The organism is Herbiconiux sp. L3-i23 (genome assembly GCF_023734115.1).
Classification (GTDB): Bacteria; Actinomycetota; Actinomycetes; order Actinomycetales; family Microbacteriaceae; genus Naasia.
In genome coordinates this window covers 2,604,841-2,629,051 of sequence record NZ_AP025737.1, presented here as the reverse complement: position 1 = coordinate 2,629,051, position 24,211 = coordinate 2,604,841, and the positions used below count along the sequence as shown (strand labels likewise).

Genomic DNA, 24,211 nt, shown 5'->3' with positions numbered 1-24,211 from the left:
TTACTCGACCCGTCTCGATACGCTCCTTCGTCGCTACTCGACGACCGGGTTGTGGGCCCGCTCGTTGAGCGAAGCGATACGGAGGGCACCAGTTCACACTCCGGTCGTCGAGTAGGCGCGCCAGCGCCGTATCGAGACGGCTCGAGTAAGCGAGGAACGAGCGAATCGAGAGCATGCGCACTGTGGTCTCGATGCGCTTCGCTTACTCGACCCGTCTCGATACGCTCCTTCGTCGCTACTCGACGACCGGGAATTCGGTCGTCGAGTAGGCGCGCCAGCGCCGTATCGAGACGGCTCGAGTAGCGAGGAACGAGCGTGTCGAGAGCGCGGCGCCGTGGTCTCGGTGCGCTTCGCTTACTCGACCCGTTTCGATGCGCGGGGCGAGCGGCTACTCGGTGACTGCCACGTAGACCCAGGCCTCGCCGCCGGAGCGCAGAGGGGCGATCACTCGGATGTAGTCGTCGACCTCGTAGGCGTCCGCTGCCGCCAGTTCGGCGTCGTCGAGTTCCAGCACCGCGCCCTCGACCGCATCGGACTCGGTACCGCGGTGCAGGATTGGGTGGCGATCCGACCCCGACGTCGCGATCACGACCGGATCCGTGATCGTCACCACATCCAGCCGATAGCCGACCACCGCATCCGCAGACGTCGGCACCGACCGCCCGAACAGCGCCTGCTGCACCTCGGGCTGCCGGAGCGTGCCGTAGGAGAACAGACGATGCACCATGTGAGGCGTCAGGCGGCGACGCCGCGCTTCGCGAGCGAGTCGGCCACGATCGTCAGCCCCTCCATGCCGGGCAGCTTCGCGATATTCGCGTCGATGCGGCGGACCTCCTTCATGCCCTCTTCGCTACCGAAGAGATGCCCCATCACGTGGGTGACGTCGGCGGGGTCGGAGATCGAGGTGCCGACCGGCGCCCACGCGTTCTGCAGGGCGAGGCGGGTGAGCTTCTGCGCGACCTTGCTCTTCTCGAGCCGGGCACGGGCCTGCGAGGCGTAGAACGCGACGTGTCGCGTCTCCTGCTGCGCGATGCGCTGCAGCAGCGGCGACAGGGTGGGGTGCTTCTCGAGCTTCGCGAGGCGGCGATAGGCGGCGACGGCGCTCCACTCGTTGGCGGCGCCCCAGCTCATGTGCACGGCGACGAAGTCGTTGCCGACGACGTTGCCGAGGATCGACTGGCGCAGCGGGCCGAGCTTGTCGCGCCACCCGAGCTTCAGCCGCTTGGCCTTCAGCTCGTCGAAGTCGACGGTGACGCCGTGCAGCCCGAGCACGTGCGCGAGGGCCTCGCCGTGCCAGAACTCCTCACGGTTCCACATGGTCATGAACGCCGAGACGTCGCGCTCCTTGTGCGAGGGCGTCACGAGCAGGTCGCGGAGGTAGCAGACCGTGTGGTACTCGACGTCGCACATGTAGCGCAGGCTCCGCAGCGTCTGCTCGGGCAGCGGGTCGGTCTTGAACGCGTCGAAGTCGAGGTCTTCCCACCCGACGCTCTCAGACGTCTCGGTGTACTCATCGATGTCGAATGCCATGGATCCTCCGTCGCGGCCGCTGTTCGAAGAAGTTCGGTGTGCAGAGGCTCAGGGTTTGCTCTTTCCCAGGGCCCATTCTGCGATGTCCCAGCGCTTTCCGCGCGCGAATCGGTACAACTCGGCGTCCGGATTCACCGCGGTCGCGTGACCGACGAGCTGCAACCAGGAGCGGTCGGCGATGCTGTCGCCGTATCCGTACGACTGGCTGAGGTTCAGCCCGTGCTCGTCGGCGTAGTGACGCAGCCACGCGGCGCGGGACTCGTCGACGAGTGGGGGACGGTCGAGGTAGCCGGTGAGCACGCCGTCGCGGTTGTGCATCCGGCCGGCGATGACCTCGTCGAAGTGCGCGGCGATGGGGGAGGTGAGCAGGTCGATGCCGCCGGTGACGAGCACGGTGCGGTGTCCGGCGGCTCGGTGCTCGGCGACGCGGGCGAGCGCATCGGGCAGCACCTTCGACTGCAGCTGGCGGCCGACCCGGCCGGCGACGAGGCGTTTGATGTCGGCGACCTTCATGCCCTTGTAGAGGCGCAGCAGGGTGCGGATGAATTCGCCGCGGTCACGACGCTCGGCGGCGAGGTACTTGGGGAAGGTGGCAAGCAGGCGGGCGGCCTCGCGCGGCCAGAGCACGGCGGCGCGGTCGGCGAGGCGCAGCATGAGGTACTGCTCGATGAGGTTGGCCTCGAGCACGGTGCCTTCGAGGTCGAACACCGCGACGACGTCGGTGCGCTGAGGCAGTGCCCGTGCCGACCGCTTCGCGCCGGCGCTGCGGTTGGCGAACGCCTTCGTCAGCGAGGTGACCGAGGGGAAGTGCACTCCCTGCAGGTATGCCTCCCAGTCGACGGCCTCGATGTCGAAGCCGCGGTCGTCGCGCAGGTCGGCGGGGACCGACGCGTGCAGGGCGCGGGTGCGGGTGTCGTCGAAGATGATCTCGGTCTGCACGTAGGCGCGGTAGAGGTCCGAGTAGCCGCGCAGAATGTCGAGCTCGTTCTTGCCCGATTCGATGCGGTCGAGCCACTTCCGCGTGCGCGGGCCGCCGGGCAGACGTGACACGATCCGCTCGGCCGCCCGCGAGCGGCTGATGCGTCGGGTCAGCTCGCGCTCGACCTTGCGTCCGCCGGGGAAGCGCCAGCTCGGCACCTCGACGGGCCCGTCTTCGGCGGGGATCGGGTTGGCGGTGAAGAACTCGTTGACGTTCTCGTACATCCGGTGGAACGGCAGCGGGTTACGGGCGCCGGACGCGACGTGGAAATACTGCGCATCACCCGCAGGCTGCGGGGCCGCGGCGACGGCGAGGATCGCGTTGACGACGTGGTCGACGGGGATGATGTCGAGCACGCTGTCGGGCACGCCCGGGAACTCGGGCAGCTGGCCGCGACCGTAGGCGAGGATCAGCGGGTCGGCGACCTTGAAGCCGTCGATCCAGCCGGGGTAGGGATGCTGCAACGCGCTCTCGATGATCGACGGGCGCACCACGGAGAGCCGGTGTCCGCCGCCCGCCCACTCGTCTTCGGCGACCCGCTCGGCGAGCGCCTTGGTGAGCGTGTAGACGTCGGTCCAGCCGAGGCTCTCGGCCCGGGTACGGCCGTGGTCGACGAGCTGCGCGTCGACGAACTCACGGCGCAGGGTCTCGGCGGCCTCGGCGACGGCGCGGGGGCCGACCTTGCCGTGCTGCTGCCGGGCAGTGTGCAGGAAGCGGCGCAGCGCCTCGGGCTGGCGGGAGTCGAACTCGACCCGCTCGCGGGCCTGCTTGGCGATGTCGTATTCGAGCTTCCAGTCGACGTCGTGGTCGACGGCCTTCTCGGTGACGAGTCCCTTACGGGCGCCGTTCACGTAGGCGGTTGAGATGTGCACGACGTGCGGGTCGGACTTCGACGCGGCGAGCGCCCCGTAGAGGCCGATCGCGCCGCCGACGTTCGTGTCGAACGCCTTGTCGATGGGCGGGTCGAAGCTGACCGTCGACGCGCTGTGCAGCACGATGTCGAGGTCGTCGGGCAGCGCGGGGATGCCGTCGAGGTCGCCCTCGACGACGCGGACCCGTTCGGAGAGGATGCGCGCGGCCTCCTCGTCGCCGACCGCCTCCCGCCACGGGCCGAAGACCGTCTTGCGCAGCAGCTTGTCGACACGGGTCTGCGCCGGGGTCGATCCTTTGGCACGCACGAGCACCGAGATGGTGGTGCCGGGGTGGTCGGTGAGCAGCCGTTCGAGGATGGCCTGCCCCACGAATCCTGTCGCGCCGGTGAGCAGGATGTGGGCGTTGCCGAGGTCGGGGTTCATGCGCGCTTTCCGGTGCTGCGGAGGGCAGCGGTGAGGTCGGCGCCGGTGCGACCGATCCACGACGCCACCCGCTGGGGCGCGGTGCGGCCGGCGGCGCTCGCCGCGGTGTGCAGCACGCGCAGGCCGTCGAGACCGGGGTGAGCCGCAATACGGGAGTCGATGTCGGCGATCGCGTCGTCCGTGATCAGGGCGTCGAAGAAGCGGGCGGCGGCATCCGGTGCTTCATCGATGACGCCCAGCGGCAGATGCGCGCGGGCCAGGCGGCGGCGGGTGAGCGCGGCGGCGGAGGGGGAGCGCTTCAGCCGGTCGCGCGACTGCAGCGCCCAGAACAGCTCGTGCCGGGCCTTCACCTCGAGCAGTGCGGCGAGCAGCTCACGGAACTCCGGATGCTCGGTGCGCTCGGCGAGGGCGACGTACGCGGCGCGGGTGACCCACTCGTCGGCGGCGCCGGTCATGGTGTGCACGGCGACAACGTCTTCGCCGATGGCGTTGGCGACGACCGACTCGTGCATCGGCTCGACGCGTTCAGTGAACGACAGCCAGAATCGCACGAGCGGGTTACGGCGGTGGGTGGCGGCTTCGACGTAGGAGGGGTGCGCGGCGAGCACCGTCTCGAGCGCGTCGGCGACCCAGTACTTCTCGTACGCCCAGGTGACGAGGAACGCGGTGACCCGCGCATCCTTGTGGGTGGGCGTCACGAGCACGCTGCGCAGGTGCCGCATCGTGGAGTGCTCGAGGCGGGCGAGGGAGGCGACGAGGTCGAGGGTCTCCTGATCGAGGGGACGCTCGACGTAGACGGCGGCGTCGATCTCGGTGCGGTGGCTGCCGACGGCGGTGCGGGCGAAGTCGCGCACGTTGAACTCGGCGGCGGGCACCAGTTCGTCCGGCGTCTCGTCTCGGGGCTCGGCCGACTGCGGCGCTTCTGATTGCGTCATGACCAGGCTCCAGTTGCGTTCATCATCCACGTGTTCGTTGCGGACCGCGGATTCGGATTCCCAGCTCATCTCAATGAGGCGCACGAAGCGTAGGGTGTGGCCCATGGTAATGGCACTGATCACCGGTGGTACGTCAGGCATCGGTGCCGCTTTCGCCACCGCGCTGGCCCGCGACGGATACGACCTGGTGCTCGTCGCGCGTGATGTCGGACGCCTCGACGCGTTCGCCGCATCGCTGCATGCCGAGCACGGCATCCATGTCGAGACGCTGCCCGCCGATCTCGCCGACCGGGCGCAGGTCGACCGGGTCGCCGCCCGCCTCACCGACGCCGAGCATCCCATCGATCTTCTGGTCAACAACGCCGGGTTCGGCGTGCACACCAAGCTGACCGCCGAGGACACCTCGGAGCACGAGCGGGGGATCGACGTGATGATCCGCGCCGTTCTGCTGCTCGGCGTAGCCGCCGCGCGCACGATGCGGGCTCGCGGCCGCGGCACGATCATCAACGTGTCGAGCGTCGCCGGCTACATCACGATGGGGTCGTATTCTGCGATCAAGGCGTGGGTCGCGTCGTACAGCGAGGGTCTCGCCGTCGAGCTGCGGGGGAGCGGAGTGCAGGTGACGGCGCTGACGCCGGGATGGGTGCGCACCGAGTTCCACGAGCGCGCCGGAATACGCACCGGCTCGATCCCCGGTTTCCTGTGGATCGATGTCGACCACCTGGTCGAGGTCGGCCTGCGCGACGCGCGCCGCGGCAAGGTCGTCTCGGTGCCGACCGCGAAGTTCCAGGTGCTGCTCTGGTTCTGCCGACATCTGCCGCGCGCGGCGATCCGCCGCATCTCGGGATTCATCTCGTCGTCGCGACAAGGGGCTTCGCAGTCGAAGACATCCGCTGACACCGCCGGCTCCGAATCTTCAAACGTGGAGCGAAAGAGCGAGTGAGCGACCCGACCAAGCGATTCCGGTCGCGCCCGATGCTTGTGGCGCGCTTCCTGGCTCAGCGCGCGCTTCTGAAGCCGGTGGTGTGGACGAACACCCGCGTCACGATCACCGGACAGCACCATCTCGACGGATTGAACGCCCCGTTCGTCGCCGTCGCGCACCATTCGAGCCACCTCGACGCGCCCCTGATCTTCGGGGCTCTGCCGTGGCGTCTCGCCCGTCGCCTCGCCGCCGGGGCCGCCGCCGACTACTTCTTCGACGTGAAGTGGCGCACCTGGCTCACCGTGCTGTTCTTCAACGCGTTCCCCATCGACCGCACCGGCAACGGCGGGCGCCCGCGCCTGTCGAAGTCGCTGCTCGCCGCAGACGTGCCCATCCTGATCTTCCCCGAGGGCGGTCGCGCGAAGACGGGGCAGGGCATCCGCAAGTTCAAGCCGGGCGCCGCGGCGCTCGCGATGGCGTCGGGGGTGCCCGTGCTGCCGATCGGTCTGGTGGATGCGGCGGTCGCGATGCCGCGCGATCGCAGCTGGCCGGTGCGCGGACGGAAGCCGGTCGCGGTAGTCTTCGGCGCGCCACTGCTCCCCGAGGAGGGGGAGAACGTGGAGAGTTTCACCGTTCGTCTGAGGAGCGAGGTCGAAAGGCTCTCGTCCTGGTCGCACGCACGATCAACCCAGGAGGAAGCCCGATGACCGACGTCGCTCACATGAAGTGGTGGGGCTGGGGTGTCGAGGGCGTCGCCTTCCACCACGAGGACAAGCCCGCGTTCGCGCCGTTCGTGAAGAAGGCCGTCGGCCTCGATCTGTCGCAGCCGGCCGGGTCGCCGCCGTCGTTCGACGACCTCACCGTGCCCGCCTCCACCGCGCCCGCCGAGCTCATCGAGGCGCTCGCCGGAGTGGTCGGCGCCAACCGGGTGGTCACCGACGACCTCGACCGGGTCGTGCACACCTACGGCAAGAGCATCCGCGATCTGATGCGCATCCGCGCCGGCCTGCTGCCGCGCGTGCCGGACGCCGTGGTCTATCCCGCCGACGAGGCGCAGGTGCAGGGCATCGTGGCGCTCGCCGCGGAGCGCGGGGTCGTGGTCATCCCCTTTGGTGGCGGCACCAACATCTCGGGCAGCCTCGAACCCGAGGTCGAAGAGACCCGCCCGGTGCTGTCCGTCGACATGGGCGCGCTGCGCCGCGTGCTTTCGATCGATGAGGACTCTGGCCTCGCCCGCATCGAGGCCGGCGCTCAAGGCCCCGACCTCGAGGCGCAGCTGAACGCCAAGGGCTGGACCCTCGGGCACTTCCCCGACAGCTTCACCCACTCCACCCTTGGCGGCTGGGTCGCGACCCGGTCGTCCGGAATGCAGAGCGACAAGTACGGCGACATCGCCGATATCGCCCGCGGGATGCGCCTCGTTCGCCCGGATGGCATCGCCGAGATCCGCGCGATGCCGTCGGCGTCCACGGGGCCGAGCGTGCGCGAGATGATCATCGGCAGCGAGGGTCGTCTCGGCGTGATCACCGAGGTGACCGTGCAGGTGCACCGCCGGCCGAAGCGCCGCGAGGTGCAGGCCTACTTCTTCCCGACCTTCTCGGCCGGGCTGAAGGCGATGCAGGCGATCGCGGAGTCGGATGCGTCGCCGTCGATCACGCGCGTCTCGGATGCGCGGGAGACGGGCTTCTCGTTCGCTACCCGTAAGGAGAGCAAGGGTGTTTCGGGCAAGGTGCAGGCGGGCCTGTTCGAGGTGCTGAAGCGCCGCGGCTGGGATCTCGACCAGCTGGCCCTGTCCTTCATCGGCTACGAGGGTTCGCCGTCGCACGTGCGCTACCAGAAGCGCATAGTCGGCTCGATCGTTCGCAAGCACGGCGGCCTCGGTGTCGGCTCGGGCCCGGGGGCGCTCTACGACCAGAAGAAATTCGACACGCCCTACATCCGCGATTTCCTGCTCGATCGCGGAGCGGCGGCCGACGTGTCGGAGACCGCGGGCCCGTGGTCGAAGCTGCAGGGCATCTACGACACGGTCATCGACGCGGCGAACGGCGCGTACGCGTCGCTGGGGCGTTCGGGCTGGATCATGGCGCACCTGTCGCACTCGTACCACTCGGGTGCGTGCCTCTACTTCACGTTCGCATTCGTGACCGGGGATGACCCGATCGCGGAGTACGACGTGGTGAAGTCGGCGATCCAGCAGGCGTTCATCGACGCCGGCGGCACCCTGTCGCACCACCACGCGGTGGGCCGCGAGCATGCGCCGTGGATGGAGCAGGACATCTCGTCCGAGGGCGTCGCCATCATGCGCGGCATGTTCAGCGCGGTCGACCCGGGCAACATCTTCAACCCGGGCAAGATCCTCGGCGACCGCGAACCCGCCCGCGTCGACTCGTAAGTCTTGCTTGGCCGGCGCGCTCTGGTGCTGCCGGTGCTTCGGTCCGGGGGAGCGGTCGCCGCTACGATGGACCGGTCAGCCTCTGTAGCTCAATGGAAGAGCAGTTCCGTCCTAAGGAAAGGGTTGGGGGTTCGAGTCCCTCCAGGGGCACAGTTTCTGAACCCTGAAGGTGCTCTCCACAACCCGCCGACTCGGCGCCCGTGCACGGAGCTACACCGTTGCGCTGAGCGGAGCGCGCCCGGTCGGCACTTCGATATAGCGATGGTTGTCCGAGATTAATCCTGCAGACCTCGGGTGCCGTTCGAATAGCCGGTCGTCCAGGAACTCGATGTCGCGGCAGTGGATCACGGCCCCTTCGGGTACGGTCAGCCGAGCGTTTCGCGGGGGAGCTCGCCGAACGCGCGACTGTAGTCGCTGGAGAACCGGCCAGGGTGTCGGAATCCCCAGCGCTGAGCCACGGCAGCGACGCTTTCGAACGAGCGGTCGCCGATCAGGAGGTCGGCTCGCGCACCCTCGAGTCGGAGACGGCGGAGATACGCACCCGGCGTCGTCTCGAGCACTGAACGGAACTGGTCCTGCAACGAACGAAGAGACAGCCCCGCGTGCGCGGCGACGTCGTTCACCGTGATGGGCTCGCCGGATTGCTGATCCATGTAGTCCAACGCGGCGCGGATCGCGCGCGGCGCGCGATGCCGTGACCCGGACGGCTCCTCCAGCTGGAAGATCACGAAGATCGCGGCGATGACGGTATCCAGCGCGGCGGCACGGATCAGAGGCGACGCGACCGCCTGCTCACCGACGACCTCCCCGGCGAGCATCAGCAGCCGTCGAGGCGACGGTGCGAGACGGGTGCCCGGCCCGGAGCCGGCGATCGTCGCCGGCGGTAGTTCGAAATCCCGCCCGAGCATCTTCGACGAGCGATCCACGAAGACGTCCGACATGATCGTCACCGAGTGCACGTCAGCTCGACGCGCCACCGTGTCATAGGGCCGGACTCCCGACCAGTACACGGGATCCGACATCGGCATCGTCGTCAGGCCATCCGAGGTCTGCGTCTCTCCCCGCGACGCCCACCCGATCGTGACGAAGGGAAGCTGATCGGTCCGCGTGGCGATGCTCGCGCGCACCTCTTGCTCGATCACCTGCAACGTCTCGTCGCCGGCGAACGTCTGCCCGTACCAGAAATCGTCCCCGGTGTCGGAGAGCAAAGGCTTCGCGCCCGGGAATGTCACATCCCAGCGCGCCGTCACCTCGGCGATATCGCTCGACTCGAAACGGCTGCGTACCACCGGCATTGCAACTGCCTCCTTGAGGTCTGAACTCTCACCGTCTCGCCCACGCCCTCGATCCGCGAGCGCCTTGCATTCCGCGAGGACCTGACGTGAGCGCCACAGTACCCGAGCCGAAAACAATCGTTCTCGGCACGCTCGTCGGCATCGGCCACGGCCTGACACGCCCGGATTCAGTGTCCGGAACGTTGTGCCGAATCGATGTCGGGCCGGGTCTCCCTTCGACAATACTTAGTAACAAATGTTGTGTAAGTACTAGCGCGGCGGCCCGATCGCGTTGTAGCGTCGCAACCCACAGCGCATCCCTGAAGCCTCATCACGGTCGATCCGAGGCATCGAACCCCCCGCGCAGACCCCTCGGGGTCACACCACGATGAAGTGATGAGAGGAACCACCATGCTGAAGTCCAAGCTCATGGCGGCGGCGGGAATCGCCGCTGCCGCGACCCTGCTACTGGCCGCCTGTGGAAGCACGGAGGGTGCCGGCGACGCCGACGCCGCTCCCGCCGACTCGGGTGAGGTCGTGTGGTGGGGCTGGACTCCCGACACCCCCGTCGCCGAGCGCTACATCGCGGCGTTCAACGAGGAGTACCCCGACATCAAGGTCACCTACAAGAACTACGAGAACGTCGACTTCCGCACCACCATCACCCCGGCGCTCGACTCCGGTGAAGGCCCCGACGTCTACGACCTGTCGCCCGCCGGCGGATCGCCCGACCTGTGGGGCCCCTACGCCATCGACCTCGCCCCGCTCGCCGAAGAGACCCTCGGCGGCGACTGGGAGTCGAAGATCGGCGACGGCTACATCGAGCAGCTCCGCGACTCCGAAGGCCGCCTCGTCTCCCTTCCGCTCGGCGGAATGTCGGCGGGCTTCCTCTGGTACAACCAGGACATCTTCGACCAGGCGGGTGCCGAGATCCCCACCGACTACGACTCGTGGGTCGACGCCTGCGCGAAGATCACGGCCATCGGTAAGACCTGCTTCACCATGGGCGCGGGCGGTGAAGACACGTTCCCGACCGAGATGTACCACGCGATCGCGAACTCGGTCGACCCCGACTTCTTCATCGAAGCGGCCACCGGCCAGGCGAACTGGGATGACGAGGCGGGCATCGAGACCCTGCAGATCATCAAGAACATGAAGGACGACGGCATCATCTCGGCCAACGCCCTCGACGGCACCCAGTACCCCCTCGCGAACGAAGAGTTCATGAAGGGCGACGCCGCCATGGTGCAGATGGGCTTCTGGTACACGCAGTACTCGGGCGCCGAGTCGTGCAAGACCGCCATGGAGGCGGCCGGTGTGACGGACCCGACCTGCTTCGTGCAGCTCCCCGCCGCGTTCCCCGACGTCGCCGGCAAGGGCAACGGATCGGCCTACTTCGGTGAAGCCGACTACGGCCTCGCCATCAACGCCGACTCGCCCAACATCGGTGCCGCGAAGACCTTCGTGCAGTGGATGACCATGAGCGAGACCGGCCAGCAGAACGTCGCCAACGCGCTCGACCTGCTGCCCGCCCTGCAGGGCGTCACCCCCGACTGGGACGACATCACGCTGGTGAACACCGACGTGCAGCGCCCCGCCATCGAAGCCCTCATCGCCGACAGCGCCTCGTCGGGCCAGTCACGTCAGTGGCAGACCTCCGAGACCACGCTCGACACGATCGTGCTCGCCATCCAGCAGATCCTCGACCCGACGATCAACAAGTCCGTGGAGGAGATCGCCGCAGAACAGCAGGCCGCAGCCGAACCGACCGACATCGGCCTCTGATCTGACCTGCAGCACCACCAGAACGGAAACCCCTCATGACCGTCACGGCTGCTCCTGAGCTCAAGCCGGCGACGTCACCCCGGGAAACACCTCGGGGCGGGAGGCCCAAGCGGGCCTCCCGCCTCATCCCCGGTGGCTTCGTCTGGATCCTGCCCGGCTTCATCATCTCCGTCGGGCTGATCTACTACTCCATCGTCTACTCCGGCTACCTCTCCTTCTTCGAATGGGGCGGCGGCCGGGGCCGGATGACCCCCGTCGGCTTCGACAACTACGTCGAAGCCCTCACCAACCCGGTCTTCTGGACCGCGGTGCGCAACACCGTCGTCTACTTCATCGTCGTCTTCATCGTGCAGGTCATCGGCGGAATGCTCTTCGCCGCCGCGATGCACTCGAAGCTCTTCCTCGCCAACGTCTACAAGGTCATCGTCGTCATCCCCGTGGTGGTGGCCCCCGCAACGCTGGCGCCCGCCCACATCCAGGTGTGGCAGACCAACGGCACCCTCAACCAGATCCTCGAATCCATCGGACTCGGCTTCCTCGCCCAAGGCTGGCTCGGGCAGTCGACCACGTCGCTGCTCGTCGTCATCCTCGTCGGCTGCTGGGGATCGATCGGATTCGGCTTCATCCTCTACTACGCCGGAATGGCGCAGATCGACCCCGAGATGGTCGAAGCGGCCCGCATCGACGGCGCCGGCAACCTGCGGATCCTGTTCTCGATCGTGCTGCCCAACCTGCGGGCCATCACCATCTCGCTCGCGATCCTCAACTTCATCACCGCGCTGAAACTGTTCGACAACGTGTGGCTCATCACCCAGGGCGGGCCCGCGCAGTCGTCCGAGTTCCTCGGCACCATGATCTACGCCGAAACAGCGGGCTCGTCGCGCAACCTCGGCTACGCGGCCGCGCTGTCGATCATCCTGCTCATCATCGCCGTCACCACGTCGGTCGTCATCCAGTCGCGCAGCAAGGAACGCGCCGCGAAGAACGAGGAGCTGCCCCGTGTTTGAGACTCGGTCCATCCGCTCGCGGGTGCTGCTGCAGATCATCGTGACCGTCGCGGTGCTGCCGTTCCTCATCCCGATCTACGCGATGCTGTCCCGCTCGTTCTCGGGCGCCGGCTGGGGCAACTACCTCGCCGTCATCCAGGTGCCCGGCTTCGCCCGGTTCTTCCTCAACACCGCCATCGTCGCCGGCGGCTCGATCATCATCATCTACCTGGCCACCATGGCGGCCGCGTTCGGCTTCTCGAAGCTGCGCGTGCGACGCAAGGAGGTCTACTTCTGGATGATGATGGCCGCCCTCACGCTGCCCGAGGTCGTGCTCATCGCCCCGCTCTACGCCACCGCGGTGCGGCTCGGGATGCTCGGCACCTTCTGGTCGGTGATCCTGCCGATCGCCGCCCTGCAGATCCCGTTCACGGTGCTCATCACCCGCGGCTACGTCGACGGCATCCCCGACACCCTGTTCGAGGCCGCCCGACTCGACGGCGCCAGTACGTGGCGCATGTTCTGGTCGGTGCTCGTGCCGCTCGCCCGCCCCATGGCGGTCGCGCTCATCGTGCTCGTGCTGATCAACGCGTGGAACTCGTACCTGCTGCCCAAGGTGTTCCTCACCAACGAGGACATGGGCGTGGTGACCCTGCTGCCCGAGTTCTTCCGGCGGCAGTACAACGACGACACCCCGAAGATCCTCGCCGCCGCGGTCATCACCGCGATCCCGACGATCGTCGCCTACGTGCTGCTGCAGAAGCAGTTCGAACGCGGCATGGCCGCCGGCGCCATCAAGTAGCGCGAGCTCGACACAGAGATAGAGGAGAAGACGATGGAAGGAGGTGACGAGATGAACGCGATCGGTCTCGCCATACCGGCGAGCAGGAACGACGACCGGTTCGTGGTCGCGCTGGTGCACTCGCTGGCCGACCCGCTGATCCGCAACGGAGTCAGCCTCGTCACCAAGGTCGTCCCCGACGAGGACACCGAGATCGAGCTCTACCGTCACTGGGCCGAAGTCGGGGGAGTGTCGGGGGTGGCGCTGCTCGGCGTCGACTCCGAGGATGCGCGGGTCGATGTGCTGCGCACCCTCGGCTTCCCCATCGCGGCCGTCCTCGACACCTCCGTCGAAGTCGACTTCCCCGCGGTGGTCATCGACTTCGAGGCGTCCATCGACGTGCTCCGCACCTTCCTCGCCACCCGTCCGCCGCGCCGCACCGTCTACATCAGCGCGGTCGACCAGCAGTCGAACGGCTCGCTGCGAGCTGCGGCCACCGAGAAGGCGGCCCTCGACGGGCTGTTCGAGGTGGTGCTCGTCGAGCACAGCGACGAGGCCGCCATCGCCGCCGCGGAGGCCGCCGTCGCCGACGGAGCCGGAACCCTCGTCTTCGACAGCGACGTGCACGCCGCCGCCGCGCTCGACACCTTCCGCGCGAAGGGGCTCGAGGTGCCCGACGACGTGGCGATCGTGTCGTGGACGAACTCCGCGCTCTGCCAGAGTGCCAGCAAGTCGATCACCGCGATCGATCGGCGCGGCAGCGAGATCGGCGCGATGCTCGGCGAGCGGATGCTCGGCGCCATCGCCGGCGGACGAGCCACCCGTGAGCCTGCGCCGAGGCCGTTCGTCGTAGTGGGGGAGACAGCATGAGCAACGTCAGACGCATCGGACCGTCGTCCGAGAACACCCGGAGCGCCATCCTCGACCTGGTTCGCTCGAGCGGCACGGTCAGCCGCATCGAGCTCGCCGAGATGTCCGGCCTCACGGCGACCTCGATCACCCGCATCGTGAAGTCGCTGATCGACGACCGTCTCGTCATCGAGACCGGCTTCGGCGATTCGACCGGCGGCAAGCGGCGCAGCCTGCTCGAGATCAACCCGCAGGCCCGCTACGCGGTCGGCATCTCGCTCGAAGACACCCGCCTCACCTATGTGGTAACCGACGTCGGCGGCAACGTGGTCGGCCAGCTCGTCTCGCCCGGCATCGGCCAGTCGGCGCCGAGCACCGAGATCCTGCGCATCGCCGACGAGCTGCAGCAGGTCTTCCAGCAGCTCGACATCCCTACTGAGGACATCGTCGGTGTCGGGGTCGCCGGCGCCGGTCTCGACCTCGGCGCGGGCGCCGAACGGCTCTCGCTCACCGCCGACGAGTGGGATTCGTTCGCCGTGCAGGAAGCCCTCGAATCGCTGATCAGCCTTCCGGTGGTGCGCGACAACGACGCCGCCTGCGCCGCACTCGGCCAGTTCTGGGTCGGCCGCATTCCCGCCACGCAGGACTTCGCGACGCTCTACATGTCGCGAGGTTTCGGTCTCGGCCTCATGATCGGCGGCAGCGTCAATCGAGGAGCCTCGTCGAACATCGGTGAGATCGGCCACATGGTCGTCGACATCGATGGACCTGACTGCTGGTGCGGGTCGAATGGGTGCCTCGAAATGCTCGCCGCGCCCCGCGCCATCATCGCGCGTGCGATGGCCGAGCCCGGACTCGCCGACGACCTCGGACTCGGCGGCGACGACGGTCGGCTTCGCGCCGACTACGACGCCATCGCCCGCGCCGCCGTCCGCGGAGACGAGCGATGCGTCGCCCTCATCGAACGGTCGGCGCGGTACGTGGCCGCGGCCATGCTGTCGGCCGTCAACCTGCTCGACCTCGACCGCATCTACCTCGCCGGCCCCGGCTTCGCCGATGCGGGCGCGATCTACGTGCGGGCCATCCGCGACGCCGTCACTCGACTGGCGCGCACCAGGACCATCCACGGCGTTACCGTCGAACTCTCCGACCCCGGGCTCGAGACCTCGGCGGTCGGCGCGGCGACGCTCGCGCTGCAGCACGTCCTCACCCCGCACACGCGGGCGGAACGGGCGAGCGCGCGCGGCGAGATCCCGGTGCGCGTCTGAGCGCACCTTCCCCTCGAACCACCAGAAACTCCGCCGGCGGCACCGACGCCGCGGCGACCGGGCGCTTCGCCCTCATCTCCATAAGAAAGGACTGGCACCCGTGGCCATTCGCTCCGTACTCATCCATGTCTCCGACGTCGCCCGCTCCGTTGAGTTCTACAACCGCTACCTCGGCACCGAGACCGTCGAGGCGAGCGACGACGAGGCCGTGCTCGACGCGGTGACCGCGACGCTGCGGCTCGTCCGCGTCGACGCGACCGACGAGTCGACCTGGATCGCCGACGACCTGCAGGCGGGCTTCCGTCACGTCGGCTTCAAGGTGTCCGACCTCGACGCGCGAGTGGATGCCCTTCACGAGGCGAACGTCCCCTTCCAGCTCGAGCCCATCCACGCCGAGGGCGACGTGCGCATCACCTTTTTCTACGACCCCGACGGCACCCTGCTCGAACTCGTCGAGGGCCCGCTGCAGTACCACGAGGTCTACGACCGTGACGCGGTCGAGGCCGACTGGGGGCTCGGCGACCCCGAGCGGCCCCGCTTCGACCACGTCGCCGAGACGGTGCACGACATCGAAGCCACCAAGGACTACTTCGCGGGCCTCGGCTACGTGCTGATGTCGGGCATCCACCAGCCGAGCGACCCGCGCGGATTCGAGATCAACTTCCTGCGCCACGGCGACACCTCGCTCGAGATCTTCACCTACGACGGCGCCGAGAAGAGCCGCCGCCAACCGCAGACCGGCTCGCTCGGCTTCGCCGCCGTCGAGTTCGAGGGTGAGGTGCCCGAGCTCGCGCAGCCGGTCGGCACCGCCGCCGGGCTCGACCTCTACACCGACGCCGACGGCCTCGTGCACGCGGTGCGCAGCGCATGACGGCCCGCTGGGAGCTGACGCCGCTCGGTGCGACCGGGCTGACGGTCAGCCCGATCACCCTCGGCGGCGCTCCGCTCGGCAGCATGCCCGAGAACTTCGGCTACGAGGTCGCCGAGAACGACGCCATCGCGCTCGTCGGCGCGGTGCTCGACAGCGACATCCGCACGATCGACACCTCGAACGGCTACTCGGCGGGGCGCAGCGAAGAGCGCATCGGTAAGGGCATCGCCGCACACGGTGGCCTGCCCGATGACGTGCTCGTCATCACGAAGACCGATCAGAAGGACGGCGACTACAGCGGGGAGCGGGTCAAGCGCTCACTCGACGAGAGCCGCGAGCGGCTCGGCATCGGGCCGCTGCCGGTCGTGCACCTGCACGACCCCGAGTTCCACGACTTCGACGCGATGACCGGCAGGGGCGGCGCCGTCGAAGCGCTCGTCGAGGCGCGCGAGCGCGGCGAGGTCGGGCACATCGGCCTCGCCGGCGGCGACGTGCGCGTGATGTCGCGCTACCTCGAGCTCGGCGTTTTCGACGTGCTGCTGGTGCACAACCGGTGGACCCTCGTCGACCGCAGCGCCGGCGACATCATCGCCCGCGCCACCGAGATGGGTCTCGGCATCGTCAACGCGGCGGTGCTGGGCGGCGGGATCCTCGCCGACACGACCGGTACGAACACGCAGTACGGCTACCGGCCCGCGTCGGCGGCGACCCTCGACTCGATCGCCCGCATGCGCGCGGTCTGCGAGAAGTGGGACACCGACCTCGCGACCGCCGCCATCCGGTTCTCGACGCGGGAGCCGCGCATCGCGAGCACGATCGTAGGCATCAGCAAGATCCCGCGCATCGCCACCACCGTCACGGCGGCGACGGCCGAGCTGCCGCAGGAGTTCTGGGACGAGCTCGAAACCCTCGTGCCCGCGTCCGAGAACTGGCTCGACACCGACCCCGTCTGACCCGGCGTTCCCACCGACCGATCCATCACAACCGATACAAGAGAAACGAAGCAACGATGCCCCTCGTCCGCGTGGACCTCCACGACCACCTCGCCGACCTTCGCCCGCAGATGAGCGAAGCCATCCACACCGCGCTCGTCGACGGATGGGAGATGCCGGCCGACGACCTGTTCCAGATCTTCCGTCTGCACGAGAAGGGCGACCTGTTCTACAGCCGCACCTTCCCGGACGCCGACCGCAGCGACATCGTCTTCATCCAGATCCTCGCCTACAACGGCTACTCGCCCGAGGTGAAGCAGCGCGGCGCGAACCTCATCGTCGACCGCCTCGCGGCCCTCGGCATCAAGCGCGACGACATCCTCATCGCGCTCAGCGAGAACGGCGACGGCGACTGGCTCGCTCCCTCGAAGGAGGCCTGAACATGGCGGATCGGCACCGCACCGAGCTGCCCGCATCGTTCGTCATCGGCACGGCCACCGCGTCGTACCAGATCGAAGGCGCGACCACCGAAGACGGCCGCGGCGCGAGCATCTGGGACACCCTCGCCCTGCGTCCCGGCGCGATCGCCGACGGGTCGACGGGTGATGTCGCCGACGACCACTACCACCGGGTCGGCGAAGACGTCGCGCTGATGGCCGACCTCGGCGTCGACGCCTACCGCTTCTCGATCGCGTGGCCGCGCATCCAGGCGACCGGGACTGGAGCGCCGAACCAGAAGGGACTCGACTTCTACCGCCGGCTCGCCGAGACGCTACGCGAGAGCGGCATCACCCCGTGGGCGACGCTCTACCACTGGGATCTGCCGCAGACGCTCGAAGAGCAGGGCGGCTGGTTGAACCGCGACACCGCCTACCGCTTCGCGGAGTACTCGGCGCTCACCGTCGAGGCGCTCGGCGATGTCGTCGACCACTGGATCACGCTCAACGAGCCGTGGTGCTCGTCGTTCCTCGGCTACGCGAGCGGTGTGCACGCGCCCGGCCGTCAGGAGGGGGTGCTCGCGGCGCACGCTGCGCACCACCTGCTGCTCGGCCACGGCCTCGCCCTTCCCGAGATCCGCCGCGCCGCACCCGAAGCGACCGTCGGCACGACGCTCAACCTGTACTCGATCCGCGCCGCCACGGACAGCGCGGACGACGTCGATGCGGCCCGCCGCATCGACGGGCTCGGCAACCGGTTCTTCCTCGACCCGGTGCTGCGCGGTAGCTACCCGGCCGACGTGCTCGACGACCTCGGTGACGGGGAGTGGTTCGCCGAGAACGCGACGCCCGCCGATCTCGAGCTGATCTCGGCGCCGATCGACTTCATGGGCATCAACTTCTACAGCCGGCACACCCTCCGCGCGGGCACTCCGCGTGACGAGGCGAGCGCCTACCCGGGCAGCGAGTTCGTCGAGTTCGTCGACACCGGCGCCGCCAAGACGCTGATGGGCTGGGAGATCCACCCCGACGGTCTCGTCGACGTGGTCGAGATGGTGCACGACATCGCGCCGGAGCTGCCGATCTACATCACCGAGAACGGGTCGGCCTACGCCGACATCGTGTCGGAGGACGGAAGCGTCGACGATTTGGAGCGCACGGACTACCTGCAGAAGCACCTCGCCGCCTGCGCCGACGCGGTCGAGCGCGGCCTGCCGTTGCAGGGCTACTTCGTCTGGTCGTTGATGGACAACTGGGAGTGGGCGTGGGGCTACTCGCGCCGCTTCGGCATCGTGCACGTCGACTACGACACGCAAGTGCGCACCCCGAAGACCAGCGCGAAGTGGTTGGCCGGATATCTGGGCGGGCCGCTCGGTGCCGGTGCAGCCGAGGGAGCTCCCGAGAACGCAGCCGCCGCGGCGGCTGGATGAGCAGGTGGGGCGGGGTTCGACCGTGCTCCGCCCCACCGTTTTCCACGACGATCGGTCGCTGAACTGAAGTAGAGAGGCCTCGCGCGATGAAGCGTGTCGAGCTGCACGACGGCTGGACCGTCGCCCCCGGTGAGAGGTCCGCCGCCCCGGACGCGGTCGTCTATGCCGGAGCCATCACGGCGACGGTGCCCGGGTCGGTGCACACCGACCTGCTCGCCGCGGGCCTCATCGACGACCCGTATCTCGATGACAACGAGTCGGCGCAGAAGTGGATCGGTGTCACCGACTGGACCTACCGGCGCGCGATCGCGTGGCAGCCGGACGGCAGCGAGCGCCAGGAACTGGTCTTCGACGGCATCGACACGATCGCGAGCATCACGCTCGACGGCCGGCCGCTCGCCAAGACCCGCAATATGCACCGCTCGTACCGGTTCGATGTGACCGGTGCGCTGGGACACGGAGACGCTGCGTTGGAGGTCGCCTTCTCGGCGCCTGTGCCCGCCGCCGACGCGGCGAGCCTCGAGCAGGGTTACCGCCCGCACGTCAACCACCACCCGTACAACGCGGTGCGCAAGATGGCCTGCAGCTTCGGCTGGGACTGGGGCATCGACACCTCGACGTCGGGACTCTGGCGGGGCGTGCGGCTCGAGACCTGGTCGACGGCGCGCATCACCGAGTCGCGGGTGGTGGCCACGGTCGTCGGCGGGGTGCCCACCGCTCAGCTGACGGTCGCGATCGATCGGACCGGCAACGACGCGGTCGAGGTGATCGCCACCGTCGGCACACGGGAGGTGCGCACCACGCTCGAGGGTGACGCCCGCTCCATCACGCTGACTCTCACGGTGCCCGACGCTGAGTTGTGGTGGCCGGTCGGGCACGGTGAGCAGCCGCTCTACGACCTCGAGATCGAGTTGCGCTCGGGACAGAGCGTGCTCGACCGGGTGTCGAAGCGCGTCGGCTTCCGGACCGTGACGATCGATACGGCACCCGATGAGAGCGGCGCCCCCTTCACCATCGTCGTCAACGGCGAACCGATCTTCGTGCGCGGGGCGAACTGGATCCCCGACGACGCCTTCCCGCATCGCGTCGACCGAGCCCGTTACGCCCGCCGCATCGAGCAGGCGCGGTTCGCGAACATCAACCTGCTCCGCGTGTGGGGCGGCGGCATCTACGAGTCCGACGACTTCTACGCCAAGTGCGACGAGCGGGGCGTGCTCGTCTGGCAGGACTTCCTGCTCGCGTGCGCCGCCTACTCGGAGGAGGAGCCGATGCGCTCCGAGATCGAGGCCGAGGCGCGCGAGGCGATCGTGCGGCTGGGCGCGCATCCGTCGCTCGTGCTGCTGAACGGCAACAACGAGAACATCTGGGGCTTCCAGGAGTGGGGCTGGGAGCCGCGGCTCGACGGCCGCACGTGGGGGTCGTATTACTACTACGAGCTCTTCCCGCAGCTCGTCGCCGAGCTTGCGTCTCACGTCGCGTACACGCCGGGTAGCCCGTTCTCGCCCGACCGGGATGCGGCGCAGAACGACGCGGCGACCGGATCGGTGCACCTCTGGGATCTGTGGAACCGCGAGGACTATCCGCACTACCGCGACCACCGGCCGCGCTTCGTCGCCGAGTTCGGGTGGCAGGGGCCGCCGACCTGGTCGACGCTCACCGCATCGATCTCCGACTCGCCGCTCACCCCCGAGTCGCCCGGCATGCTGGTGCATCAGAAGGCGGCGGAGGGCAATGTCAAGCTGATCGACGGTCTCGTCGCGCACTTCCCGCTCCCGAACGACATGGCCGACTGGCATTGGGCGATGTCGCTCAACCAGGCGGTCGCCATCCGTACCGGCATCGAATGGTTCCGTTCGCTGACTCCGCACTGCACCGGCACGATCGTGTGGCAGCTCAACGACTGCTGGCCGGTCACCTCATGGGCGGCCGTCGACGGATACGAGCGCGCCAAGCCGCTGCTGCATGCGCTGAGGCTCGCGTACGCCGAGCGTCTGCTCACCATCCAGCCCGACAGTGACGGTCTCGTCGTCGTGGCCGTGAACGACACCGCCGACGAGTGGACGGGGGAGTTGGAGCTGGCGCGGGTCGACTACGACGGCGGATCGCTCGCTAGCGAGCGGATGGCGTTGTCGGTGCCGCCCCGCGGTACCGCTCGAGTGGAGGTGTCCGCGCCGCTTGCGTCGCCGGGCATCGGCAGCCGCGAACTCGTGACCGCCGCCGTAGGCGATGTCCGGGCGGAGTGGTTCTTCGCCGACTATCGGCACAGCGATCTCGGTGGGGCGAAGTTCGACGTGGAGGTCGAGCGGGTGGCTGACATCGACCGCGTGACGGTGACGGCGATCACTCTGGTGCGCGACCTCACGATCCTGGTGGACACGCTCGATCCCGCGGCGACCGCGGACTCGGCGCTCGTCACACTGCTGCCCGGACAGACGGCGACGATCGCGGTGTCCGGCGGTCCCGGGTTCTCTGCGGGACAGTACCGCGGTGCCATCCGCACGGCGAAGGACCTGGTCATGAGCCTCGAACGCTGAAACGCTCGCGCCCTAGGCTCGTCTCACCGACGACAGCCCGTCTCACCGACGACAGGGAGCAGCGATGGCGTGGAGCACTCAGCAGATCGCCGACCTCGCCGGGACGACAGTCAACACCGTCCGGCACTACCACCGCACCGGCCTGCTCGAGCAGCCCGACCGGCTCTCGAACGGGTACAAGCAGTACGGAGTGCGGCATCTCGTGCGGCTGCTGCAGATCCGCCGGCTACGCGACCTGGGGGTGCCGCTCGACCAGATCGACGAGGTCGGCGCCGACAGCGAGAGCCCCGCAGAGGCACTGCGCGCGCTCGACGCCGAGCTCACCGCGAGCATCGAGCGTCTCCAGCGGGCGCGCGTCGAGATCGCCGCGATCCTGCAGGGGTCGACCGCGACCGAGGTGCCCTCCGGATTCGAAGAGGTGGCGTCGCGGCTGTCGAAGCCCGAGCGCTCGCTCGTGATGATCTACAAGCAGCTCTACGACGACCGCGCGATGGACGACGTTCGCGCGATGATCCAGCAGGAGCCCGACGACGCGAGCGTCGCGCTCGAGAACCTCCCGTCCGACGCCGACGAGGACGCGCGCCAACAGCTCGCCGAGCAGTACGCTCCCGCACTCGCCCGCGACATGGAGTCGTTCCCGTGGCTGCTCGACCCGACGGCGCACCTGTCGCGGACGCCGCAGGTGACGAGCGACACCATCGCGAAGGCGGCGGAGGCGCTGTTCAACCCGGCGCAGTACGACGTCCTCATCCGCGCCAGCATCATCGCGTGGAAGATCCTCGGTCGTTCGCCGTCGGATCCGGGAGCGAACCCGAGCTCGGGGGAGCGTTCGCCGACGGCGGATCCACCCGCTTGACCCTGTTCTGAGAACACGGTTTCTACTCTCTTTCGTCAACCCGCCCGGACGGTTCCGGGCCGATGAAAGAGAGAAGAAATCAATGTCTGCTTCCAACCCCTACGAAGCCCTTCAGGGCTTCGTCGACCAGGTGCCGGAGTTCATCCAGCCGCTCGCGGTCGCCGTCGCGGGCATGATCCCGTATGTCGAGGGCGAAGGATCCGCGGCGCTCGGCATCCTCGCCGGCATCAACCCGATCGTGGCGGCCGTCGCTGGCGCCACCGGCAACCTGCTCGCCGTCATCGGTGTCGTGCTGCTCGGCTCGCGTGCGCGAAGCGCCGTCGTCACGCGCCGCTCCGCGAAGGTTTCGGCGAACGCCCCGACGCGGACCCTCGTCGGCGCGGGTGTCGCCGAGCCCGAGCCGCGCGTCGAGACGCTCGACGGCGACGAGGCGAAGCCGAACCGACGCTCCAAGGGGCGGGCGCGCCTCCGCACCTGGATGGTGCGCTTCGGAGTGCCGGGCACGAGCATCCTCGCCCCGCTGGTGCTGCCGACCCACCTGACCGCCGCGTTCTTCGTCGCGTCCGGCGTCAGCAAGGGCTGGGTGATCCTGTGGCAGGCGGTCGCGATCGTGCTGTGGACTGGACTCGTGGCAGCCGCTGCGCTCGGGCTCGTGACGGCGCTCGGCTGGTGATCGATCAGGCGGTGGGACGCAGCCCGAGCCGGTCAGCGAGCGCCGAGAGCCCTCCGAGGATGTCCTCCCGGCTCGGCTGCACCTGCACGCACACGTGGTCGGCGCCCGCGGCGAGGTGAGCCTCGACCGATGCTGCAATCGTTGCGGCGTCGCCGTGCACGACCAGGGCGTCGACGAGCTCGTCGCTGCCTCCGTCGACGATATCGGCGTCGGTGAAGCCTGCGCGGCGCATGTTGCGGGTGTAGTTGTCGAGTCGCAGGTAGTTCTTCAGGAATGCCCGCGCGCTGATGCGAGCCTCGGCGGTGTCCTCGCCGAACACGACGGTCTGCTCGGGGGCGACGAGTGCGTCCTCGCCCAACACGTCGCGGGCCTCGCGCGTCTGCTGCGGAACGGTGAGGTAGGGATGGGTGCCGGCGCTGCGCTCCGAGGCGACTTCGAGCATCCGAGGGCCGAGCGCTGACAGCACTCGCGCGCCGGCGGGCACGCCCTCGCGGTCGAGGACATCGAGGTAGCGGTTCATCGCGTCGATCGGACGCACCCGCTCAGGCGACGCCTCCCGGTGACCGGTGCCGATGCCGAGCACCAGTCGTCCGGGATGCTTCGCCTCGATCCGGTGGAACGACCGAGCCAGCTCGTCGGGGTCGGACTTCCAGATGTTGACGATGCCGGTCGCGACCTGCAGGCTCTCGGTTGCGTCGAGGAACTCCTCGGCGGCTCGGAGATCCGAGGCGGGGGAGCCTCCCAACCAGAGGGTCCCGTAGCCGAGCTGCTCGATCGATGCGGCGAGCGCCGGGGTGATCTCCGGCGTGCTCCGCCATACGCCCACCCTCCCGAGGCGGTCTGTCCAGGTCGAGGAAAGCGCGGCGGTCGAGTCGGTCACCGTTCCAGCCTAAGTAGGTCATCTGTGCGGAAGCGGACGGCCGTCGTCCTCAACGCTTCCTACGCTGCCGGTCATGACGGAGATCGATGATGTCGTGTCCGAGTTCTTCCGCCGCTACGGTGATGCGCTGCTCGCGCGGGACGAGGCGGCAGTCGCGGAGCTCTACGCGGTGCCGGCGCTCATCCTGTTCCCCGGGCAGTCGATCGCGGTGACGGATCGGACCCAGACCGAACAGTTCTTCGCGTCGGCGTGGGGTCAATACGAAGGGGTCGACGAAACCACGAACACGATCGACGTGGTCGCGAGCGGCGAGCACAGCATCTGGGCCGACGTGACCTGGTTCAGCGGCGGCCGGGCGAGGGAGCGCTTCGTCTACCAGCTCGTCGGCGACGCGGGCGAGTGGAAGATCGGCGTGCTCACGCCGATCGGCTGAGGCGTGCGTTGTCCGCGCGCGCCTCGAACCAGAAGTGGTCGTCGCGGGCGATGCAGACGTACGCGTAGCCCGCGGTCGCCGAGGCAGTGCTGCGGCGGAAGCGGTAGACGACGCCGGCCCCGCAGTGCGTGCAGCTCGTCATGCCGGCGACGGTAGTGCCACCCGG

23 protein-coding genes and 1 tRNA gene are annotated in these 24,211 nt (G+C 68.6%); 17 read left to right on the top strand and 7 right to left on the bottom strand.

The annotated features are described in order from the left end of the window. Positions 1–388 precede the first annotated feature (388 nt). Genes NGH83_RS12500 through NGH83_RS12485 form a run of 4 tightly spaced genes read right to left on the bottom strand, consistent with a single transcriptional unit; the run spans position 389 to position 4,739 of the window. Entirely contained in the window at positions 389–727 is a 339-nt protein-coding gene (locus tag NGH83_RS12500; RefSeq protein WP_251856584.1) for a gamma-glutamylcyclotransferase family protein, read from the bottom strand. Positions 728–735: 8 nt separating this feature from the next. After that, the gene (locus tag NGH83_RS12495; RefSeq protein ID WP_251856583.1) at positions 736–1,530 is read right to left on the bottom strand and encodes a ferritin-like domain-containing protein; all 795 of its coding nucleotides are present in this window, start codon (positions 1,528–1,530) and stop codon (positions 736–738) included. 48 nt (positions 1,531–1,578) lie between these two features. Continuing rightward, a complete protein-coding gene (locus NGH83_RS12490) occupies positions 1,579–3,804 on the bottom strand; it encodes an HAD-IB family hydrolase (RefSeq protein WP_251856582.1) in 2,226 nt (741 codons plus the stop codon). Continuing rightward, positions 3,801–4,739, bottom strand: coding sequence for a hypothetical protein (locus NGH83_RS12485; RefSeq protein WP_251856581.1), 939 nt, complete (start codon positions 4,737–4,739; stop codon positions 3,801–3,803). The genes NGH83_RS12490 and NGH83_RS12485 overlap by 4 nt, the downstream gene beginning before the upstream one ends. A gap of 103 nt (positions 4,740–4,842) precedes the next feature. Here NGH83_RS12485 and NGH83_RS12480 point away from each other — a divergent pair, with 103 nt between their 5' ends. The 4 genes from NGH83_RS12480 to NGH83_RS12465 all read left to right on the top strand — a co-directional run bounded on the left by NGH83_RS12480 (position 4,843) and on the right by NGH83_RS12465 (position 8,206). After that, entirely contained in the window at positions 4,843–5,682 is an 840-nt protein-coding gene (locus tag NGH83_RS12480) for an SDR family oxidoreductase (RefSeq protein ID WP_251856580.1), read from the top strand. Continuing rightward, a complete protein-coding gene (locus tag NGH83_RS12475; protein WP_251856579.1) occupies positions 5,679–6,371 on the top strand; it encodes a 1-acyl-sn-glycerol-3-phosphate acyltransferase in 693 nt (230 codons plus the stop codon). Before NGH83_RS12480 ends, NGH83_RS12475 begins: the two co-directional genes overlap by 4 nt. Further along, positions 6,368–8,056: an FAD-binding oxidoreductase gene (locus tag NGH83_RS12470; protein ID WP_251856578.1), complete on the top strand. Its 1,689-nt coding sequence runs from the start codon at positions 6,368–6,370 to the stop codon at positions 8,054–8,056. The genes NGH83_RS12475 and NGH83_RS12470 overlap by 4 nt, the downstream gene beginning before the upstream one ends. A 78-nt stretch (positions 8,057–8,134) precedes the next feature. Further along, a tRNA-Arg gene (locus tag NGH83_RS12465) sits at positions 8,135–8,206 on the top strand. Positions 8,207–8,421: 215 nt separating this feature from the next. On the opposite strand, the gene NGH83_RS12460 is transcribed toward NGH83_RS12465, so the two are convergent. After that, entirely contained in the window at positions 8,422–9,351 is a 930-nt protein-coding gene (locus NGH83_RS12460; protein WP_251856577.1) for a helix-turn-helix transcriptional regulator, read from the bottom strand. Positions 9,352–9,741: 390 nt separating this feature from the next. Between NGH83_RS12460 and NGH83_RS12455 the strand changes: the two genes are divergently transcribed. The 12 genes from NGH83_RS12455 to NGH83_RS12400 all read left to right on the top strand — a co-directional run bounded on the left by NGH83_RS12455 (position 9,742) and on the right by NGH83_RS12400 (position 22,732). Further along, positions 9,742–11,115, top strand: coding sequence for an ABC transporter substrate-binding protein (locus tag NGH83_RS12455; RefSeq protein ID WP_251856576.1), 1,374 nt, complete (start codon positions 9,742–9,744; stop codon positions 11,113–11,115). Positions 11,116–11,150: 35 nt separating this feature from the next. Next, positions 11,151–12,122, top strand: coding sequence for a carbohydrate ABC transporter permease (locus NGH83_RS12450; RefSeq protein WP_251856575.1), 972 nt, complete (start codon positions 11,151–11,153; stop codon positions 12,120–12,122). Beyond that, positions 12,115–12,903 carry a carbohydrate ABC transporter permease gene (locus tag NGH83_RS12445; RefSeq protein WP_251856574.1) on the top strand — a complete coding sequence of 263 codons (789 nt, stop codon included), beginning with the start codon at positions 12,115–12,117 and terminating at the stop codon, positions 12,901–12,903. Before NGH83_RS12450 ends, NGH83_RS12445 begins: the two co-directional genes overlap by 8 nt. Positions 12,904–12,936: 33 nt before the next feature. Continuing rightward, entirely contained in the window at positions 12,937–13,752 is an 816-nt protein-coding gene (locus tag NGH83_RS12440; protein WP_251856573.1) for a substrate-binding domain-containing protein, read from the top strand. Then, a complete protein-coding gene (locus NGH83_RS12435) occupies positions 13,749–14,999 on the top strand; it encodes an ROK family transcriptional regulator (RefSeq protein WP_251856572.1) in 1,251 nt (416 codons plus the stop codon). Before NGH83_RS12440 ends, NGH83_RS12435 begins: the two co-directional genes overlap by 4 nt. Before the next feature lie 100 nt (positions 15,000–15,099). Then, positions 15,100–15,870: a VOC family protein gene (locus NGH83_RS12430; RefSeq protein ID WP_251856571.1), complete on the top strand. Its 771-nt coding sequence runs from the start codon at positions 15,100–15,102 to the stop codon at positions 15,868–15,870. Further along, the gene (locus tag NGH83_RS12425) at positions 15,867–16,823 is read left to right on the top strand and encodes an aldo/keto reductase (protein ID WP_251856570.1); all 957 of its coding nucleotides are present in this window, start codon (positions 15,867–15,869) and stop codon (positions 16,821–16,823) included. Before NGH83_RS12430 ends, NGH83_RS12425 begins: the two co-directional genes overlap by 4 nt. A 56-nt stretch (positions 16,824–16,879) precedes the next feature. Further along, the gene (locus tag NGH83_RS12420; protein WP_251856569.1) at positions 16,880–17,242 is read left to right on the top strand and encodes a tautomerase family protein; all 363 of its coding nucleotides are present in this window, start codon (positions 16,880–16,882) and stop codon (positions 17,240–17,242) included. 2 nt (positions 17,243–17,244) lie between these two features. Next, on the top strand, positions 17,245–18,669 hold the full coding sequence (locus NGH83_RS12415) for a GH1 family beta-glucosidase (protein ID WP_251856568.1): 1,425 nt from the start codon (positions 17,245–17,247) through the stop codon (positions 18,667–18,669). Positions 18,670–18,755: 86 nt separating this feature from the next. Beyond that, positions 18,756–21,203, top strand: a complete 2,448-nt coding sequence (locus tag NGH83_RS12410) for a glycoside hydrolase family 2 protein (RefSeq protein WP_251856567.1) — start codon at positions 18,756–18,758, stop codon at positions 21,201–21,203. Positions 21,204–21,267: 64 nt separating this feature from the next. Continuing rightward, positions 21,268–22,059 carry a MerR family transcriptional regulator gene (locus NGH83_RS12405; RefSeq protein ID WP_251856566.1) on the top strand — a complete coding sequence of 264 codons (792 nt, stop codon included), beginning with the start codon at positions 21,268–21,270 and terminating at the stop codon, positions 22,057–22,059. Positions 22,060–22,141: 82 nt separating this feature from the next. Then, the gene (locus tag NGH83_RS12400; protein WP_251856565.1) at positions 22,142–22,732 is read left to right on the top strand and encodes a small multidrug efflux protein; all 591 of its coding nucleotides are present in this window, start codon (positions 22,142–22,144) and stop codon (positions 22,730–22,732) included. A gap of 4 nt (positions 22,733–22,736) precedes the next feature. Here the strand turns inward: NGH83_RS12400 and NGH83_RS12395 are convergent, their stop codons facing one another. Then, positions 22,737–23,612 carry an LLM class F420-dependent oxidoreductase gene (locus tag NGH83_RS12395; RefSeq protein WP_251856564.1) on the bottom strand — a complete coding sequence of 292 codons (876 nt, stop codon included), beginning with the start codon at positions 23,610–23,612 and terminating at the stop codon, positions 22,737–22,739. 73 nt (positions 23,613–23,685) lie between these two features. On the opposite strand from NGH83_RS12395, the gene NGH83_RS12390 reads away from it, so the two are divergent. Beyond that, entirely contained in the window at positions 23,686–24,045 is a 360-nt protein-coding gene (locus NGH83_RS12390) for a DUF4440 domain-containing protein (protein WP_251856563.1), read from the top strand. Here NGH83_RS12390 and NGH83_RS12385 read toward each other — a convergent pair. Beyond that, entirely contained in the window at positions 24,029–24,187 is a 159-nt protein-coding gene (locus NGH83_RS12385; protein ID WP_251856562.1) for a hypothetical protein, read from the bottom strand. The genes NGH83_RS12390 and NGH83_RS12385 overlap by 17 nt on opposite strands. Positions 24,188–24,211 lie beyond the last annotated feature (24 nt).